Origin of the sequence: Streptomyces xiamenensis (assembly GCF_000993785.3) — a bacterium.
GTDB classification, from domain to species: Bacteria; Actinomycetota; Actinomycetes; order Streptomycetales; family Streptomycetaceae; genus Streptomyces; species Streptomyces xiamenensis.
The window spans coordinates 931,613-946,962 of the sequence record NZ_CP009922.3 but is presented as its reverse complement, the minus strand read 5'-3'; the positions used below and the strand labels follow the sequence as shown (position 1 = coordinate 946,962).

13 protein-coding genes are annotated in these 15,350 nt (G+C 73.2%); 10 read left to right on the top strand and 3 right to left on the bottom strand.

Annotated elements, in window-relative coordinates; genetic code table 11:
- The first annotated feature begins 112 nt into the window (after nt 1–112).
- Complete coding sequence (locus SXIM_RS04250) at nt 113–1,612, top strand: hypothetical protein (RefSeq protein WP_046722988.1); 1,500 nt, start codon at nt 113–115, stop codon at nt 1,610–1,612.
- 59 nt (nt 1,613–1,671) lie between these two features.
- Here the strand turns inward: SXIM_RS04250 and SXIM_RS04245 are convergent, their stop codons facing one another.
- Both SXIM_RS04245 and SXIM_RS04240 read right to left on the bottom strand, forming a co-directional pair.
- Nucleotides 1,672–2,283: a DUF4352 domain-containing protein gene (locus SXIM_RS04245; protein ID WP_168222747.1), complete on the bottom strand. Its 612-nt coding sequence runs from the start codon at nt 2,281–2,283 to the stop codon at nt 1,672–1,674.
- A 76-nt stretch (nt 2,284–2,359) separates the two neighbouring features.
- Complete coding sequence (locus tag SXIM_RS04240; RefSeq protein WP_046725421.1) at nt 2,360–3,133, bottom strand: GNAT family N-acetyltransferase; 774 nt, start codon at nt 3,131–3,133, stop codon at nt 2,360–2,362.
- Between the two features lie 366 nt (nt 3,134–3,499).
- Between SXIM_RS04240 and SXIM_RS04235 the strand changes: the two genes are divergently transcribed.
- From SXIM_RS04235 to SXIM_RS04205, 7 genes are all read left to right on the top strand, one after another.
- Nucleotides 3,500–4,729, top strand: a complete 1,230-nt coding sequence (locus SXIM_RS04235) for a hypothetical protein (protein ID WP_053116080.1) — start codon at nt 3,500–3,502, stop codon at nt 4,727–4,729.
- Between the two features lie 190 nt (nt 4,730–4,919).
- On the top strand, nt 4,920–5,609 hold the full coding sequence (locus SXIM_RS04230; RefSeq protein ID WP_046722983.1) for a GntR family transcriptional regulator: 690 nt from the start codon (nt 4,920–4,922) through the stop codon (nt 5,607–5,609).
- Nucleotides 5,606–6,514 (top strand): dihydrodipicolinate synthase family protein, encoded by a 909-nt coding sequence (locus SXIM_RS04225; RefSeq protein WP_030733904.1) that lies wholly within the window; start codon nt 5,606–5,608, stop codon nt 6,512–6,514. Before SXIM_RS04230 ends, SXIM_RS04225 begins: the two co-directional genes overlap by 4 nt.
- Nucleotides 6,511–8,262, top strand: coding sequence for an L-arabinonate dehydratase (gene araD / locus SXIM_RS04220; protein WP_046722981.1), 1,752 nt, complete (start codon nt 6,511–6,513; stop codon nt 8,260–8,262). Before SXIM_RS04225 ends, araD begins: the two co-directional genes overlap by 4 nt.
- Before the next feature lie 10 nt (nt 8,263–8,272).
- A complete protein-coding gene (locus tag SXIM_RS04215) occupies nt 8,273–9,427 on the top strand; it encodes a Gfo/Idh/MocA family protein (protein WP_046722979.1) in 1,155 nt (384 codons plus the stop codon).
- A gap of 89 nt (nt 9,428–9,516) precedes the next feature.
- On the top strand, nt 9,517–10,848 hold the full coding sequence (locus SXIM_RS04210) for a pectate lyase family protein (protein WP_046722978.1): 1,332 nt from the start codon (nt 9,517–9,519) through the stop codon (nt 10,846–10,848).
- Nucleotides 10,849–10,948: 100 nt separating this feature from the next.
- Entirely contained in the window at nt 10,949–12,088 is a 1,140-nt protein-coding gene (locus SXIM_RS04205; protein WP_107073896.1) for a serine hydrolase domain-containing protein, read from the top strand.
- 68 nt (nt 12,089–12,156) lie between these two features.
- On the opposite strand, the gene SXIM_RS04200 is transcribed toward SXIM_RS04205, so the two are convergent.
- Complete coding sequence (locus SXIM_RS04200; protein WP_046722977.1) at nt 12,157–13,026, bottom strand: NAD-dependent epimerase/dehydratase family protein; 870 nt, start codon at nt 13,024–13,026, stop codon at nt 12,157–12,159.
- Between the two features lie 172 nt (nt 13,027–13,198).
- Here SXIM_RS04200 and SXIM_RS04195 point away from each other — a divergent pair, with 172 nt between their 5' ends.
- Nucleotides 13,199–14,128, top strand: a complete 930-nt coding sequence (locus SXIM_RS04195; protein ID WP_030733891.1) for a 5-dehydro-4-deoxyglucarate dehydratase — start codon at nt 13,199–13,201, stop codon at nt 14,126–14,128.
- Between the two features lie 10 nt (nt 14,129–14,138).
- Complete coding sequence (locus SXIM_RS04190) at nt 14,139–15,311, top strand: hypothetical protein (protein ID WP_046722976.1); 1,173 nt, start codon at nt 14,139–14,141, stop codon at nt 15,309–15,311.
- Nucleotides 15,312–15,350 lie beyond the last annotated feature (39 nt).

Sequence of the window (15,350 nt, the reverse complement as noted above, 5' to 3'; positions counted from 1 at the left end):
CCGTGAACCGGCGCCGAAGGCTCGCGGGCCGGTGCGCTGTGTCTTTGGGCGTGCTGTGGATCACGCTCTAGGCTGAACCGACACGCCATCGTTGCCGAGGAGCCCCCACATCATGTCCGGTGCGGACCTGCCCACCCTGCCCCCCGTGCGGCTGCCCACCGAGGCGGAACTGGCGCGCGACGCGCTGGCCGTCCCGCTGGTCACCCGGGCCGCCGCCCTCGCCCGCTGGGCCCGCCCCGGGGTCCCGGTCGGCGCCGGGGCGGAGCTGCTCGCCGAAGGACTGCCGGAGGCGATCGCGGCGCTCGGCCTGGACGCGCACGAGTACGCCACGGAACTGACCGTCGAGGCCTGGAACTTCGCCGTCGACACCGGGCTCGTCGACGTCACCGAGGAGGAGGGCGAGCCCGGCACCGCGGCCGGCACCGCCGCGCCCGGCGCGGAACTGGAGCGGCTGACGGCCGGCACGCCCGAGGAGATCCTCGACATCTGGGCGGACGGCCTGGAAGCCGTGCTCGCCGACGCCGCGACCCCCACCATCGAAGATCTGCTGGGCGATGACCTGGAGTCGTTCGACCCCGAGACCTTCGACCTGGACACCCTGGAGTGGGACCCGGACGAGGAGGCCGCCTTCCTGGACTCCGCCCTGGCCCAGCTCTATCTGCTCGCCGCCACCGACGAGGACGTGGCGGCCGGCGCCATGGTCCCGCTCCCGGTGGTCGCCGCCGCGCTCGTCGTCCCGGACGGGGAGGAGCCCGAGGACGGCGAGGAGCCCAGCGACGAGACCCTGGAAGAGGTCTCGTCGGTGATGATGCGGCTGGACGAGCAGTTCCGGGTCCTGGAGGGCACCGGACTGCTGGAGTACGACCCGGTCGACCAGACCCTCATCGTGGCCGAGGGCGAGGAGGCGGCGGACGAACTCCCGGCGGAGGAGGAGGACCTGACCCGCTACGGCCAGGTGCGCCTGACCCCGCTCGGGGTGTACGGCGTACGCCGCCGGATGCGGGAGGCGGGCCTGAACGCCCCGGCCGTCGGCGATCTGGCCACGGCCGGCGCGGGGGCGCTGCTGACCGAACTCCCGCACCGCGCGCACGGCGCGGCCCAGGCGGAGGCCGAGGCCTGGCTGGCGGACCGCGACCCGCTGACCGCCGCCCGGGAACTGCTGACGGCGGCGCGCGGCACGGACGAGGACGCGCCGCTGCGGCGGCTGGGCTGCCAGCTGGCGCTCGCCCTCGTGGGCGCACCGGCGGAGCCGGCCCTGCGGGAGGTCCTGGCGGACCGCGAGCTGGGCGGCCTGGCGCGTGTCTGGCTGGCCGAACGCGGCGCCGCGGACGTACCGCCGCCGGACGAGGACCTGATCTTCTGGCTGACGATCGACACCCTCGCGGCCCAGCTGGCGACGGTCGACGAGGAAGAGGAGGACGAGGAGAACGAACTCCGCACCCTCATCGACGGCCTGACGGTCCAGCACAGCTCCTTCTTCGAGCACGCCTGGCGGGTCGATCACCCCGCGACGGCCGAGGTCCTGGAGGCCATGGGCCGGCTGCACCCCGACCGCGCCCTGGCCGAGGAGGCGCGCAAGGCGGCGCTGCGGGCGCGCGACCGCGGGGAGTAGCGAAACAAGGAAGCTCCCCGCACCTCGGGTGCGGGGAGCTTTCCGGTGCCGGGCACCGCTCAGCGGATGCTGCCGATCCACTGGGGGTCATCCGCCCAGAGGTCCTCGTCGTCGCCCCAGTAGGAGGCGGTGATGAGGATGTCGGCGCCGTGCGCCCCGGTGTCGAACGCCCAGCTCTGGCTCTTCTCGGTGCTCACGCCCGGGGCGAGACGGCCGGTCAGCCGCTGGTCGCCCTCGTACATGCCGAACTGCACCTCGCCGCCGCTGGTGGCACCGGCCACGCTCAGCGCGAGCGAGTCGAGGTCGGCCGGCGCGTCGCCGGTGTTGGCCACGGTCACGTGCACCCGGAACGGGGTCAGCCCCTCCTCCGGCCGTTCCCACTCCTCGATGCCGGCCGGGTCGAGGGTCTCGATCCGGTCGACGGTGACGGCGAGTCCGCTGTGCTCCCAGGTGTGGGTGGCGCCGAGGTCGAGGTCGTCCTGCCCCCGGGTGTCCGGTGCGGGCGGCTCCTGCGTCTCCTCCTCGCCGGCCTCGTCGTCGGACGCGTCGTCGTCCCCGGGGGGCTGACTCTGCGTCGGAAGGGGCAGGGCCGCGTCGCTGTCGTCGCAGGCGGCGGTGAAGGTCAGGGCCACCGCCGCCGCGCAGGCGGCGGCGGCGCGGCGTGCGCGCATGTTCATGAGTCCCCCGAGGACATGCAGATGATGTGGTGATCATGCAGCGTAGCCGTTCGGCGGACGCCCGCGCACCCTACGCGAGGCCGAGCGGATGCTCGGTGAAGTGCCCCAGGGAGACGAAGCCGAGCCTGCGGTAGACGGGTTCGCCCTGTGCGGAGGCCTGCAGCACCACCGTGCGCGCGCCCGTCCCGTACGCGGTGCGCAGCGCGGCGGCGGTCATCGCCGTGCCGTGGCCGCGCCCGCGGTGGGCGGTGAGGGTGCTGATGTTGTAGAGACCGGCCACGCCCGCGTGGTGGAACACCTCGGCCGAGCTGACCGGGCGGTCCCCGTCGTACCCCACCAGGTACCGCGCCGCACTGTCCGGGGCGAGCGCGAAGCCGGCGGCGCGGCGGAAGAACTCCACGACGGTGGCCGAGGCCGGCTCCCAGTTGGCGGACAGCACGGCGGCGTAGTCCGCCAGTTGGGCGGCGGTGATCACCGGACGGATGGTGAGACCACGGGGCGTGGGGGCCGCGGGGGGCGGTGGCTCCGCGAGGGCCTTCCACATTGCGGCTTCCCGCTCGGCCGCGCCGAACCCGGCGGCGGCGAGTCGCTCGCCGAGGTCGGCGGGGGATGAGGCGGGCCCCACCCACCAGGAGAACGGCCGGCCGGTGGCCGCCAGGTTGCGCGCCGTCTCGGCGATCCGGGAGTCGGCGGCCCCGGGCGAGAACCGTGCCCCGGCCACGATGTTGAACGTGTCATCGGCCAGCCCGCTGTCGGCGATCAGCAGATCACCCTCCTCGGCGACGGACGCGCCGGGCAGCCGCCGGTGCAGATGGCAGGCGTGCTCGGCCAGGTTCCGCTCCATCAGGGCCGCGATCCCGTCCGTCCCGTCCGTCCTGCCGCTCTCGTCCCACATCCGCCCTGGCTCCGCTCACTCGTGTCCCGGTATCGGCCGCGCGACCACCTCATCACAAGCCGCTCAAGACGGACACCGGATTTCGGTGGACGCCGGGCGGGCCCGCACGTCCCCGTGTCCGGGTCCTTGACGGGGGTGGGGGCCGTTGCGAGGATCCCGGATGGGCCGGGTCCCCTTGCGCGCGCCAGCCGTAAGCGCTTTCGCCCGGCCAGTGGTCACCGCACGCTCCTCCGGTTCGCGAGTACCGGGTACGGGACAGTTCCGCGCTTCTCGTGAATCGATTCAGCACACTCCCCCCACCGTAGGAGAGAACGCATGGGAACGCGCAAGATCAGAGCCGTGACGCCCTTCCGCAGGCGGAGGTCCTCCCTGGTCGTCGCCGGCTTCCTCGCCATGGTCACGGCCGCCGCCACCCTCACCGGGGCCGGCGGTGCCTCCGCCGCCGATGCGGCCGACGCCCGCACCACCGCCGCCGACCGAGTCACCGCCGGTGATGTCGGCGCCCTGGCCTGCGGCGACTCCGGGGCACACGCCCAGGCCGTGCAGAACGGCACCACCTGGACCGCGCCCGGGTACTCCGGCACCGACATGCTCGCCGCCATGCGGGCCGCGGTGAACAGCCTGACCCCGGGGCGCACCAGCAAGCAGCGCGTCGTGGTGCGCGGGTCCGGGAACATGCCCGCCAACCAGTCGCTGGATCTGCCCAGTTACACCATCCTGGAGGTCTGCGGCACGATCAACGTCACGGGCACCCCGGGCGGTGACCACGCCGTGGTGCGCGGGCGCAACGTGACCGACATCGAGGTGCCGTACCTCAACGTCACCGGCGCCCCCTACTTCGGGGTGTTCGTGCGCAACGGGACGAACATCACCCGCGGCCAGCTCGATCTGCGGCTCTCCGGCGGGCTCGGCGTCCGGATCGACAACCACAGCAACCGCGACGTCCGTACCCGCAATGTCCGCATCGACAACGTCTACGTGTCCGGTACCAACAACCACGGGGTGGAGACGTACGGGGTCGACGGGCTGACCATCGGGACCGTCACCGCCAGGAACACGGCCTACTCGGGGCTCCTGCTGAACGACACCATCAACGCCACCGTGCAGCGGGTCGACGGCCAGGGCACCGGGACGGGGACCGGCTACGCGGCGTTCCGGATGGCCAACCGCAACGGCCGGGTCGGGGACGGCTACCCCACCAACATCCGGGTGGGCGAGGTCATCGCCCGTGGCGGCGGGCGCGGGATCTTCTGCGTGTCGGAGAGCGGCGGCGCCGTGATCGACCGCATCGACATCGCGCAGACCGGCAGCAACGCCATCCTCATCGAGAACTGCTACAACGTGACCCTCGCAGCCGTCGGCGGCACGGTCAGCGGCCCCGGGGACATCCGGATCGCCGCCCGTACGGAGTTCGCCAACACCCGGGACGTCACCCTCCAGAACCTCACGGTGACCAACTCGGCGGTCAATGAGAACCCGTGCGGCGTGAACATCCAGTTCCGCAACCTCACCCTGAACAACTCCAGTCGCAACACCTGTAGTTGATCGCAGCGGCGGGGCACCGGCCGGCCCGTTCGCGCGGATGTGCGCGGCGGGCCGGCCGGTGGCTCGTAGAAAGCCCTTTCCCCCAGTTCTGTCCCAACCGTTGACGTCCCCCGCGCCTCCCTCTAGCGTGCGCTGTGCATCTCATACGTCATACGCCATATCTCATATACGAGACGAGCCAGCCCACGCCATGAGCCCCCCGCGTCCCGGCACACTCCCGGTTCCCGTCCCCATCCCCTCCCGGACCAGCTACGTCCTGGAGCATCTGACCCACGCCATCCTCAGCGGAGCGCTGGCGCCCGGGTCGCCCCTGGTGGAGACCGAACTGGCCGCCGGCTTCGGGGTGTCCAAGACCCCGGTCCGCGAGGCGCTGAAGACCCTCGCGGGCCGTGGGCTGGTCGAGATGAACGAGTACAGGGGCGCCGCCGTACGCACCGTGGACGCCGGCATGGCCCGCGCCGTGTACGACATCCGGCAGCTGCTGGAGCCCGAGGCGCTGCGCCGCACCGTCGCCGCCGGCCGCGAGCTTGCCCCGGCCCGGGAGGCCCTGGCCCGCGCGCTGGCCGCCACCGACGCCGCCGACCGCGCCGAGGCCAACCGCGACTTCCACCGCGCCCTGTACGCCCCCTGCGGCAACCCGCTGCTGGTGAAGACCCTTGACGACCTGCGCGATCAGGCCGCCCTCGTCTCCTCCGTCGCCTGGCAGATCACCCCCAGCTGGGACGGCGAGGCGGACGAGCACCGGGCGATCCTGGCCCGCGCCGAGGAGGGCGACGCCGACGGCGCCGCCCGGCTGTTGCACGCGCACATAGCGGGGTTCGTGTCCCGGGCGTTCCCCGAGGACGCGCTCCCCAAGGAAGGCAGTGAGAAGACACCATGACCGACTTCGCGGCCCAGCGCGCCGCCCTCGCCGATGTGGTGGCCATCCCGGTCACCCCGTTCGACGCCGAGGGCGCGCTCGACCAGGACACCTACCGCGCGCTGCTGCGCAGGCTCCTCGACGGCGGCATCCGGACCCTCACGCCGAACGGCAACACCAGTGAGTTCTACTCCCTCACCCCCGCCGAGCGCCGCCTGGAGGTCGAACTGACCGTCGCCGAGGCGGGCGACGAGGCGCAGATCGTCGTCGGGATCGGCCTGGATCCGGCCACCGCCGTCGCCGACGCCCGCGCCGCGGCCGACGCCGGCGCGCACCTCGTCATGGTGCACCAGCCCGTGAACCCGTACGTCTCGGCCGAGGGCTGGGTGGAGTACCACCGCGTCATCGCCGAGGCCGTGCCCGGTCTCGGCGTGGTCCCCTACGTGCGCAACCCCCTCCTGGAGGGGTCGGCGCTGGCCCGGCTCGGTGAGCTGAGCCCCAACGTCATCGGCGTGAAGTACGCCGTGCCGGACGCCGTACGGTTCGCCACCTTCGCCCGCGAGGCGGGCCTGGACCGGTTCGTGTGGGTGGCCGGCCTCGCCGAGCTGTACGCGCCCGGCTACTTCGCCACCGGCGCCACCGGCTTCACCTCGGGCCTGGTGACCGTCGCGCCGTCCGTCTCCCTCGACATGCTGACCGCGCTGCGCGCCGGCGACTACCCCGCCGCCATGAAGGTCTGGGAGCGGATCCGCGGTTTCGAGGAGCTGCGCGCCGCCCAGCAGTCGGCCAACAACGTGTCCGTGGTCAAGGAGGCGCTGGCCGTGCTGGGCCTGGCCCGCCGCGACATCAGGCCGCCCAGCGCCCCGCTGTCCGCCGAGGGCCGCGCGGCCGTGGCCGCCATCGTCGAAGGGTGGGACGTGCGATGAGCGAGGAGACCGCGAACCCCGCCGAGGACTTCGACCCGGCCACCCTGCGCAGCCACCAGTGGTACGGCACCGACGGGCTGCGCTCGTTCTCGCACCGGGCCCGTACCCGGCAGCTGGGCTATCTGCCCGAGGAGCACATGGGCAAGCCCGTGATCGCCATCCTCAACACCTGGTCGGACATCAACCCCTGCCACCAGCATCTGCGCGAACGGGCCGAGGCCGTCAAGCGCGGGGTGTGGCAGGCCGGCGGCTTCCCGCTGGAGTTCCCCGTCTCGACGCTCTCCGAGACGTACCAGAAGCCCACCCCCATGCTGTACCGCAACCTGCTCGCCCTGGAGACCGAGGAACTGCTGCGCAGCTACCCGGTGGACGGCGCGGTGCTGATGGGCGGCTGCGACAAGACGACCCCGGCGCTGCTGATGGGCGCGGCCAGCGTCGACCTGCCCACCGTCTTCGTGCCGGCCGGGCCGATGCTGCGCGGCCACTGGCGCGGCGAGACGCTCGGCTCGGGCACCGACATGTGGAAGTACTGGGACCAGAAGCGGGCCGGGAAGATCGGCGACTGCGAGCTGGCCGAACTGGAGTGCGGACTGGCGCGTTCGCCGGGCCACTGCATGACCATGGGCACCGCCTCCACCATGACCTCCGCCGCCGAGGTCCTGGGCGTCACCGTCCCCGGCGCCGCCTCCATCCCGGCCGTGGACTCCGGCCACAGCCGGATGGCCGCCGCCGCGGGGCTGCGCGCCGTGGAGCTGGTCAAGCGCGGTGAGAAGCTCTCGAAGTTCCTCACCCGCGAGGCGTACGAGGACGCCGTCACCACGGTGCTCTCGCTGGGCGGTTCCACCAACGCCGAGATCCACCTCATCGCGATGGCCGGCCGCTCGGGCGTGGACCTGACCCTGGACGACTTCGACCGCATCGCCCGCACCGTCCCGGTGCTGGCCAACCTGCGGCCCGGCGGCGCCCACCTCATGGAGGACTTCCACTACGCGGGCGGCCTTCCGGGACTGCTCGCGCGCCTGGGCGAGACGCACCTCCACCTGGACCGGCCCACCATCAGCCACCCCAGCCTGCGCGAGCAGCTGGCCGGCGCCCTCGTCCACGACGACGACGTCATCCGCACCCTGGACAACCCGCTCGCCCCCGAGGGCGGCGTCGCCGTGCTGCGCGGCAACCTCGCCCCCGACGGCGCCGTCATCAAGCACATCGCCGCCGAGCCGCACCTGCTCCAGCACACCGGCCCGGCCGTGGTCTTCGACGACTACAAGACCATGCAGAAGAACATCGACGACCCGGAGCTCGGCATCACCGCCGACAGCGTCCTGGTGCTGCGCGGCTCGGGCCCCCTCGGCGGCCCCGGCATGCCCGAGTACGGGATGCTGCCGATCCCCGACTACCTGCTCAAGGAGGGCGTCACCGACATGGTGCGGCTCTCCGACGCCCGGATGAGCGGCACCAGTTACGGGGCCTGTGTGCTGCACATCGCCCCCGAGTCGCATGTCGGCGGGCCGCTGGCGCTGGTGCGCACCGGTGACCTCATCACCCTGGACACCGAGGGGCGCCGCCTCCACCTCCACGTGGACGACGAGGAGCTGGAGCGCCGCCGCGCCGACTGGCAGGCGCCGCCGCTGCGGTACGGGCGCGGGTACGGCGTGCTGTACGAGCAGCACATCACCCAGGCCGACACCGGCTGCGACTTCGCCTTCCTCTCCCAGCCGGGCGAGGTGCCCGAGCCGTACGCGGGCTGAAGGGCCACTCATGACAACGAACAGCAACAGCCCGCTTCCCGTGGTGCTCGTGGGCGCCCGGGGGCACGGCCGCTGGCATCTGCGCAATCTGCGCCGGCTGACGGCGAGCGGCGCCGTCACCCTCGCCGGGATCTGCGAACTCCAGCCGCTGACCGCCGAGGAGCTGGGCGAAGGGCTCGGCGCCCCTGTCCAGTCGGCCGACCTCGCGGAGCTGCTGGAGCGCACGGGTGCCCGGATCGTCATCATCTGCACGCCCATCCACACCCACGCCGATCTGGCGCTGACCGCAGCCGGGGCCGGCGCGCACATCCTGCTGGAGAAGCCGCCGGCCCCCTCGCTGGCCGAGTTCCGGCGGATGGCGGACGGGATCGCGGCGGCCGGTGTGCGGTGCCAGATCGGCTTCCAGTCGCTCGGCTCGCACGCCCTGCCGTACCTGCGGGGGCTGATCGACGGCGGTGCGATCGGGCACGTGAACGGGTACGGGGCCGCCGGTGCCTGGGTGCGGGAGGAGGCGTACTGGCAGCGCGCGCCGTGGGGCGGTCTGCGCCGCACCCCGGACGGCCGCGATGTGGTGGACGGGGTGCTCACCAACCCGCTCGCGCACGCGGTGGCCACCGCCCTCCACCTCGCCGGGGCCGACCGCGCGCAGGATGTCGACACGGTCGAGCTGGAGCTGTACCGGGTCAACGACATCGCCTCGGACGACACCTCCGCCGCCCGGATCACCACGCAGGACGGCACCCGCGTGGTCACCGCCGTCACGCTGGCCGCCGAGCGTCCGGGCGAGCCGTACGTCGAGGTGCACGGCGAACGGGGCCGCATCACCTTCTGGTACAAGCAGGACCGGGTGCTGCTGGAACGCGAGGGCCACGAGCCGGAGTACAGCGACCACAGCCGGACCGATCTGCTGGAGAACCTGATCGCCCATCTGCGCGACCCGGCCACCGCGCTGCTGGTGCCCCCGGAGCGCACCGGCGCCTTCATGCGGCTGGTGGAGGCGGTACGCACCGCGCCCGAACCACGGGTGCTGCCGGACGCGGCCTGGCGCACGGAGCCCGCCGTGCAGGGGCCGCGCCGCGTCATCGACGGTGTCGACGCGCTGACCGCCGCCGGGGCGCGGCGGCTGGCGCTGTACTCCGAACTGGGGGCGCCCTGGGCCGGCTGACCCGGCCCGTACGCCACCCCTCGCGGTCGCCCCGCTGGGCCCGCTTGTCCGCATTCCCCTTTGTTCACCGCCGAATCGAAGGAGTCGCCATGCCCGTACGCCGTCTGAGAGCCGGTGCCCTCGCCGGGTGCGCCGCGCTGGCCGTGGGCCTGCTGCCCCTGGGGGCCACCGCCCGGGCCGCCGGCCCCGCTTGCCTGCCGGACCCCTCCCGTACGGTCCTGGGTGCCGGTGACGGCTGGGGTGCGGCAGAGGGCGGGGTGACCGGGGGGTCGGAGGCCGACCGGGCGCACACGTACACGGTCACCGACCGCGCCGGGCTGGTCGCCGCGCTCAACGACCAGGACCCCACCCCCAAGATCATCAAGATCAGGGGGACGGTCGACGTCAACACCGACGACGCGGGCCGGGTGCTCGGCTGCGCCGACTACGCGGTCGACGGCTACACCATCGAGGACTATCTCGCCGCCTACGACCCGCAGGTGTGGGGCTGGGAGAGCGAGCCGGAGGGTCCCCTCGAGGACGCCCGGCACGCCTCCCAGCTCGCCCAGCGCGAACGGGTACGGCTGTCGGTCGGCTCCAACACCACCATCATCGGCGAGGGCCGCGACGCCCGCCTGCTGGGCGCCAGCCTGAGCGTCCAGAACGCCGAGAACGTCATCATCCGCAACCTCACCCTGGAGGACGCCGCCGACTGCTTCCCCTCCTGGGACCCCACCGACGGCCAGTTCGGCAACTGGAACTCCGAGTACGACGCCATCGAGCTGCGCGGCTCACGCCACGTGTGGATCGACCACAACACCTTCACCGACGGCCGCAACCCCGACAGCGGGCTGCCGCACTACTTCGGGCGGCTGTACCAGCAGCACGACGGGCTGCTGGACATCGTGCGCGGCACGGACCTGGTGACGGTCAGCTGGAACGTCTTCCGCGAGCACGACAAGACCATGATCATCGGCAACGGTGACGGCGCGGGCGCCGACGACCGGGGCCGGCTGCGGATCACCCTGCACCACAACCTCTTCCACAACGTCAACGAGCGGGCGCCCCGGGTCCGCTTCGGCCAGGTGGACGTCTACAACAACCACTACCGGCAGGACGAGGGCGGCCGGTTCGGCTACAGCTGGGGTGTCGGCTTCGAGTCCCGTCTCGTCGCCGAGCACAACGCGTTCACGCTCGCCCGGGGGACCACCGCCGACCGGGTCATCCGGCCCTTCAACGACGGCCAGTCGCTGACCGCGGGCGACAACTGGTTCAACGGGCGCCCGGTGGACCTGATCGCCGCCTACCACGCCACCGGACCCGCGCGCACGGTCGGCGAGGACGCCGGCTGGACCCCCGCGCTGCGCACCCGGGTCGACCACCCGGCGGCGGTGCCGGTCCTGGTGGGCCTGTACGCGGGCAGCGGCCGGCTCATCGGCTGATCCGCGCGCCGTTGCGCGACGGTGCCCCGGCGGGCGCACGCCCGCCGGGGCACCGTCGCGCGGGCATACTTTCGGACAACGGAACGGATGAAAAGGCACAGTGTTGAGCGAGACGCACGGCCGCACGGCCCGGGGGTTCGAGCCGGTGCGGGAGGAACTGGCGGCGCTGCTCGCCGCCGACCCGGAGCACTCGGCGCAGGTCGCGGCGTATCTGCACGGCCGCCCTGTCGTCGATCTGTGGGGCGGTCCCGGCCTCGGGGGTGATGCGCTGATCGGTGTGTTCTCCTCCACCAAGGGCGCCGCCTATCTGACCGCCGCGCTGCTGGCACAGGAGGGAGTGCTGCACCTCGATCGCGAAGTGCGGCACTACTGGCCGCGGTTCGCCGCGGCCGGCAAGGAACGGGTCACCCTGCGGCAGCTGCTGACCCACCGGGCGGGCGCGATCGGCACCGAGGCCGGTTTCGGCCTCGCGGAGTTGGCGGACGACCGCGCGCTGGCCGAACTGCTGGCCCCGCACCCCCCGTACTGGAACCCGGACAGCGGGCTCTTCGGCTACCACACGGCGACCATCGGCGCGCTCCTCGGCGAGGTGGTGCGCCGGGCGACCGGACGCACGCTCCAGCAGGTGTACGAGGAGCGGATCCGCCGCCCGTACGGCATCGAGATGTTCCTGGGACTGCCGCAGGAGTACGAGGAGCGGGTGGCGACCGTGCTGCCGCCGCAGCCGCTGCCGGAGAACCCGTTCGCGCCCGACCGCCTCGGCGGCATCGCGGGCAACGAACACCGCCCGGACGCGGGGCCGCTGTGGGAGTGGCCCAACTCCCGGTCGTTCCGGGCCGGTGGCCAGGCGTCGGCCGGGGGAGTGGGCAGCGCGCGCGGCTTGGCCCGGCTCTACGCGGCGGCGGTGCACGGTACTGCGGACGAGGACGGCACCCGCCGGCCGCCGCTGCTGCGCCCGGATACCTACGGCGGCTGGGCGCTGCCGCAGGTGGCGGGCCAGGACCTGGTGCTGGACATCCACCGCCCGTACGGCGTCGGCTTCATGATCGGGCTGCCGTTCCTGGGCGCCGGGTCCTTCGGACACGACGGGGCGGGTGGCTCGATGGCCTTCGCGGATCCGCGTTCCGGCCTCACTTTCGGCTATGTGCGCCGCCGTTTCCCGGTACCGGGCGGTGCCGGGCCCGACGCGGAACGGCTGGCCCGTACCGCGCGGGCCTGTGCGCTGGCCCTGGGCGGGTGAAGGGGCAGCCGGCCGCCGGGCGGGCCCTGGACAGGACCCGCCCGGCCGCGCCGGGTGCGCCGCCGCGCTCAGTCCGCCTCGGGGGTCGGGTGCGGCCGGTGCCCGACCGGCCACTGGGGCGGACTGGTGACGAAGTGCCCGCCCAGGTGCGCCTGGTCGGGGTTGGCCAGGTCCAGCTCGCCCTGTTCGGCGATCAGCTTCTCCGCGAACTTCTCGGAGTCGTCCTGCGGTGCGTAGCCGAGCCCGCGCGCGGTGGCCAGGTCCCACACCAGGCGGGTGTTGGCCGAGGAACCGTAGACGACGGTGTGGCCGACCTCCCGTGCCGTCAGCGCGGCGTGGAAGAGCCGGGCCCCGTCCTCCGGGCTCAGCCACATCGACAGCATCCGCACCGAGTTGGGTTCGGGGAACAGCGACCCGATCCGGACGGACACCGTCTCCATGCCGTGCTTGTCCCAGTACAGCTGGGCCAGGTCCTCGCCGAAGCACTTGGACAGGCCGTAGAAGGTGTCGGGCCGGTGCGGGGCGTCGGCCGGCAGCAGCGGGGTGTCCGCGCCGGCGGCGGGCCACGGGTGGTAGCCCATCGCGTGGTTGCTGGAGGCGAAGACGACCCGGCGCACGCCTTCCTCTCGGGCGGCCTCGTAGAGGTTGTAGGTGCCCTCGATATTGGCGCGCAGGATCTTCTCGAAGGAGGACTCCAGGGAGATCCCCGCGAGATGGAGAATGGCGTCGGTCCCGCGCACCGCCTCACGCAGTGCGTCCCGGTCACCGAGGTCGGCGGTGATGGCCTCGGGGGCTCCGGGCACGGGGACCACATCGAGCAGCCGCAGCGTATAGCCGTAAGCGGGGAGCAGTTCCCGCATCAGGGTGCCCACGCCGCCGGCGGCTCCGGTGAGCAGAACCGTGGATCCGGTACGACCTGTGGGCTCAGCGGCACTCATCGAGTCTCCATCCATAAATATCGTTCATATATCGGGACACGCTAAGTGGTCGCCGTGTGCCCGTCAACGTGCTGTCAATGACCTGTTGACCATTGATTCCGTACTCATCTAGCGTGGTCGTTCAGGTATATGGACGATAGTCATCATCCTGTACGAGTCCCTGGGGGCCCGCATGACGACCACCTCACTCGCCACCCGGCTGGCGGGTCCGCTCTTCTTCCCCGTGACCGCCTACGGACCGGACGGCGCTCTCGCCACCGACACCTACCGCGCCCATCTGCGCGCCGGGATCGAGGCGGGCGCCGGAGCCATCTTCGCCTGTTGCGGGACCGGGGAGTTCCACGCCCTGACCCCCCAGGAGTTCCGCACCTGCGTCGCCGCCGCCGTCGAGGAGGCCGCCGGACGCGTCCCCGTGGTCGCCGGCACCGGCTACGGCACCGCCCTCGCCGTGGACTTCGCGCGCAGCGCGGAGGCCGCCGGCGCCGACGGACTGCTCGCCCTGCCGCCCTACCTGGTGCGCGCCGAACAGCACGGCCTGCTCGACCACTACACCCGGATCGCCGCCGCCACCAGCCTGGACGTCATCGTCTACCAGCGCGACAACGCCGTCTTCACCCCCGCCACCGTCGTCGAACTCGCCCGCGTCCCCGGCATCACCGGCTTCAAGGACGGCCTGGGCGACCTCGACCTGCTCCAGCGCGTCATCAGCGCGGTGCGCACCGAAGCCCCCGGCGAGGAGTTCCGCTACTTCAACGGACTGCCCACCGCCGAACTCACCCAGAGCGCCTACCGCGCCCTGGGCGTGGACCTCTACTCCTCCGCCGTCTTCTGCTTCGCCCCCGAGATCGCCCTCGCCTTCCACACCGCGCTCGCCACCGGCGACCGGGACACCGCCGCCCGGCTCCTGGACGGCTTCTACCGGCCCCTGGTCGAGCTGCGCGACCGGGGCAAGGGCTACGCCGTCTCCCTGGTCAAGGCCGGAGTACGGCTGCGCGGCCTGGACGTCGGCCCGGTGCGCGCCCCGCTCACCGAGCCCACCCCCGCCCACGTCACCGAACTCGCCGCGCTCATCGAGCGCGGCCTCACCCTGCTAGGACGCTGACCCGATGCCGATGCGCACCGCCGCCTTCCTCTACCCCTGGGACGTCACCGGCGACCCCGCCGCCCCCGAGCTGATCGCCGGCCTCGGCGTCCAGCAGGTCACCCTCGCCGCCGCGTACCACGCCACCCGCGCCCTCACCCCGCGCCACCCCGGCCACCGCATCGTCACGGCCCGGCACTCCGCCGTGTACTACCCGGCCGACCCCGCGCACTGGGCGGGATCCGCGCTGCGCCCCGCCGCCCAGACCTGGCTGCCGGGCGACGACCCGTACGGCGAGGCCGCCGGCGCGCTCACCGCCGCCGGGCTCGACGTCCACTCGTGGGTGATCCTCGCCCACAACTCCCGGCTCGGCCGCGAGCACCCCGACAGCACGGTGCGCAACGCGCACGGCGACCACTACCCCTGGGCGCCGTGCGTCGCGCGCCCCGAGGTGCGCGCGTACGCGGTCCGGCTGGCCGCCGAGGCCGCGGTGCGCCCCGGCACCACCGGCACCGAGCTGGAGTCCTGCGGCTGGTACGGCCTGGAGCACCCGCACGCGCACGACAAGATCGCCGGGGCCCCGCTGGGGGAGTACGGGCGGTGGCTGATGTCCCTGTGCTTCTGCGCCGTGTGCGAGCGGGGGTACGCGGAGCACGGCGCCGACCCGCGGGGTCTGCGCGCCCGGGTACGGGAGCTGCTGGCCCCCGCCTGGGAGGGGCGGGCCGTCGAGGGCGAGCTGAGCGGGGTGGACGCGGCGGCGGTGGCCGGCTGGCGCGACGCGGCGGCCGACACCTTCCAGCGGGAGACGGTGGCCGCCGTACGGGAGCGGGCCCGCGAGCGCGGACTGCCGCACTTCCGGGTGCTGCTGCACGCCCACCCGGCGCCGCGTGCCCTGGGTGCCAACGCCGGCGTCGGTCCGAAGGCGGTGCTGGACCACGCGGACGGGGTGGTGCTGCCGTGCACCGGCGGCGAGCAGGACCGTACCGCCGTGCTGCCGCCGTTCGCCGCGCACCGCCGGGCGGACACCGTGCTGGCGGCCAACTTCCAGGTCGTCGCGGGAATGGGCGGCAGCCCCGGTACGCTGGTGGACGACGCCGCACACGCCGCCTCTCTGGGCGCCACCGAACTGCGGCTCTACCACGCCGGCCTGGCCACCGCCGATGATCTGGCCCTGGTCCGGCACGCTCTCGCCCGGCTGCCCTGAGCGGTGCCCTGAGAACGCGATTCCGTAACGGTGCGGCAT

Bases quoted from the DNA above. Each gene is read 5' to 3' on its own strand.
- SXIM_RS04240 (WP_046725421.1), bottom strand. From the start codon at position 3,133: ATGGAGCGGAACCTGGCCGAGCACGCCTGCCATCTGCACCGGCGGCTG.
- SXIM_RS04245 (WP_168222747.1), bottom strand. From the start codon at position 2,283: ATGCGCGCACGCCGCGCCGCCGCCGCCTGCGCGGCGGCGGTGGCCCTG.
- SXIM_RS04250 (WP_046722988.1), top strand. From the start codon at position 113: ATGTCCGGTGCGGACCTGCCCACCCTGCCCCCCGTGCGGCTGCCCACC.
- SXIM_RS04225 (WP_030733904.1), top strand. From the start codon at position 5,606: ATGACCGACTTCGCGGCCCAGCGCGCCGCCCTCGCCGATGTGGTGGCC.
- SXIM_RS04210 (WP_046722978.1), top strand. From the start codon at position 9,517: ATGCCCGTACGCCGTCTGAGAGCCGGTGCCCTCGCCGGGTGCGCCGCG.
- SXIM_RS04200 (WP_046722977.1), bottom strand. From the start codon at position 13,026: ATGAGTGCCGCTGAGCCCACAGGTCGTACCGGATCCACGGTTCTGCTC.
- SXIM_RS04195 (WP_030733891.1), top strand. From the start codon at position 13,199: ATGACGACCACCTCACTCGCCACCCGGCTGGCGGGTCCGCTCTTCTTC.
- SXIM_RS04235 (WP_053116080.1), top strand. From the start codon at position 3,500: ATGGGAACGCGCAAGATCAGAGCCGTGACGCCCTTCCGCAGGCGGAGG.
- araD (WP_046722981.1), top strand. From the start codon at position 6,511: ATGAGCGAGGAGACCGCGAACCCCGCCGAGGACTTCGACCCGGCCACC.
- SXIM_RS04230 (WP_046722983.1), top strand. From the start codon at position 4,920: ATGAGCCCCCCGCGTCCCGGCACACTCCCGGTTCCCGTCCCCATCCCC.
- SXIM_RS04190 (WP_046722976.1), top strand. From the start codon at position 14,139: ATGCGCACCGCCGCCTTCCTCTACCCCTGGGACGTCACCGGCGACCCC.
- SXIM_RS04215 (WP_046722979.1), top strand. From the start codon at position 8,273: ATGACAACGAACAGCAACAGCCCGCTTCCCGTGGTGCTCGTGGGCGCC.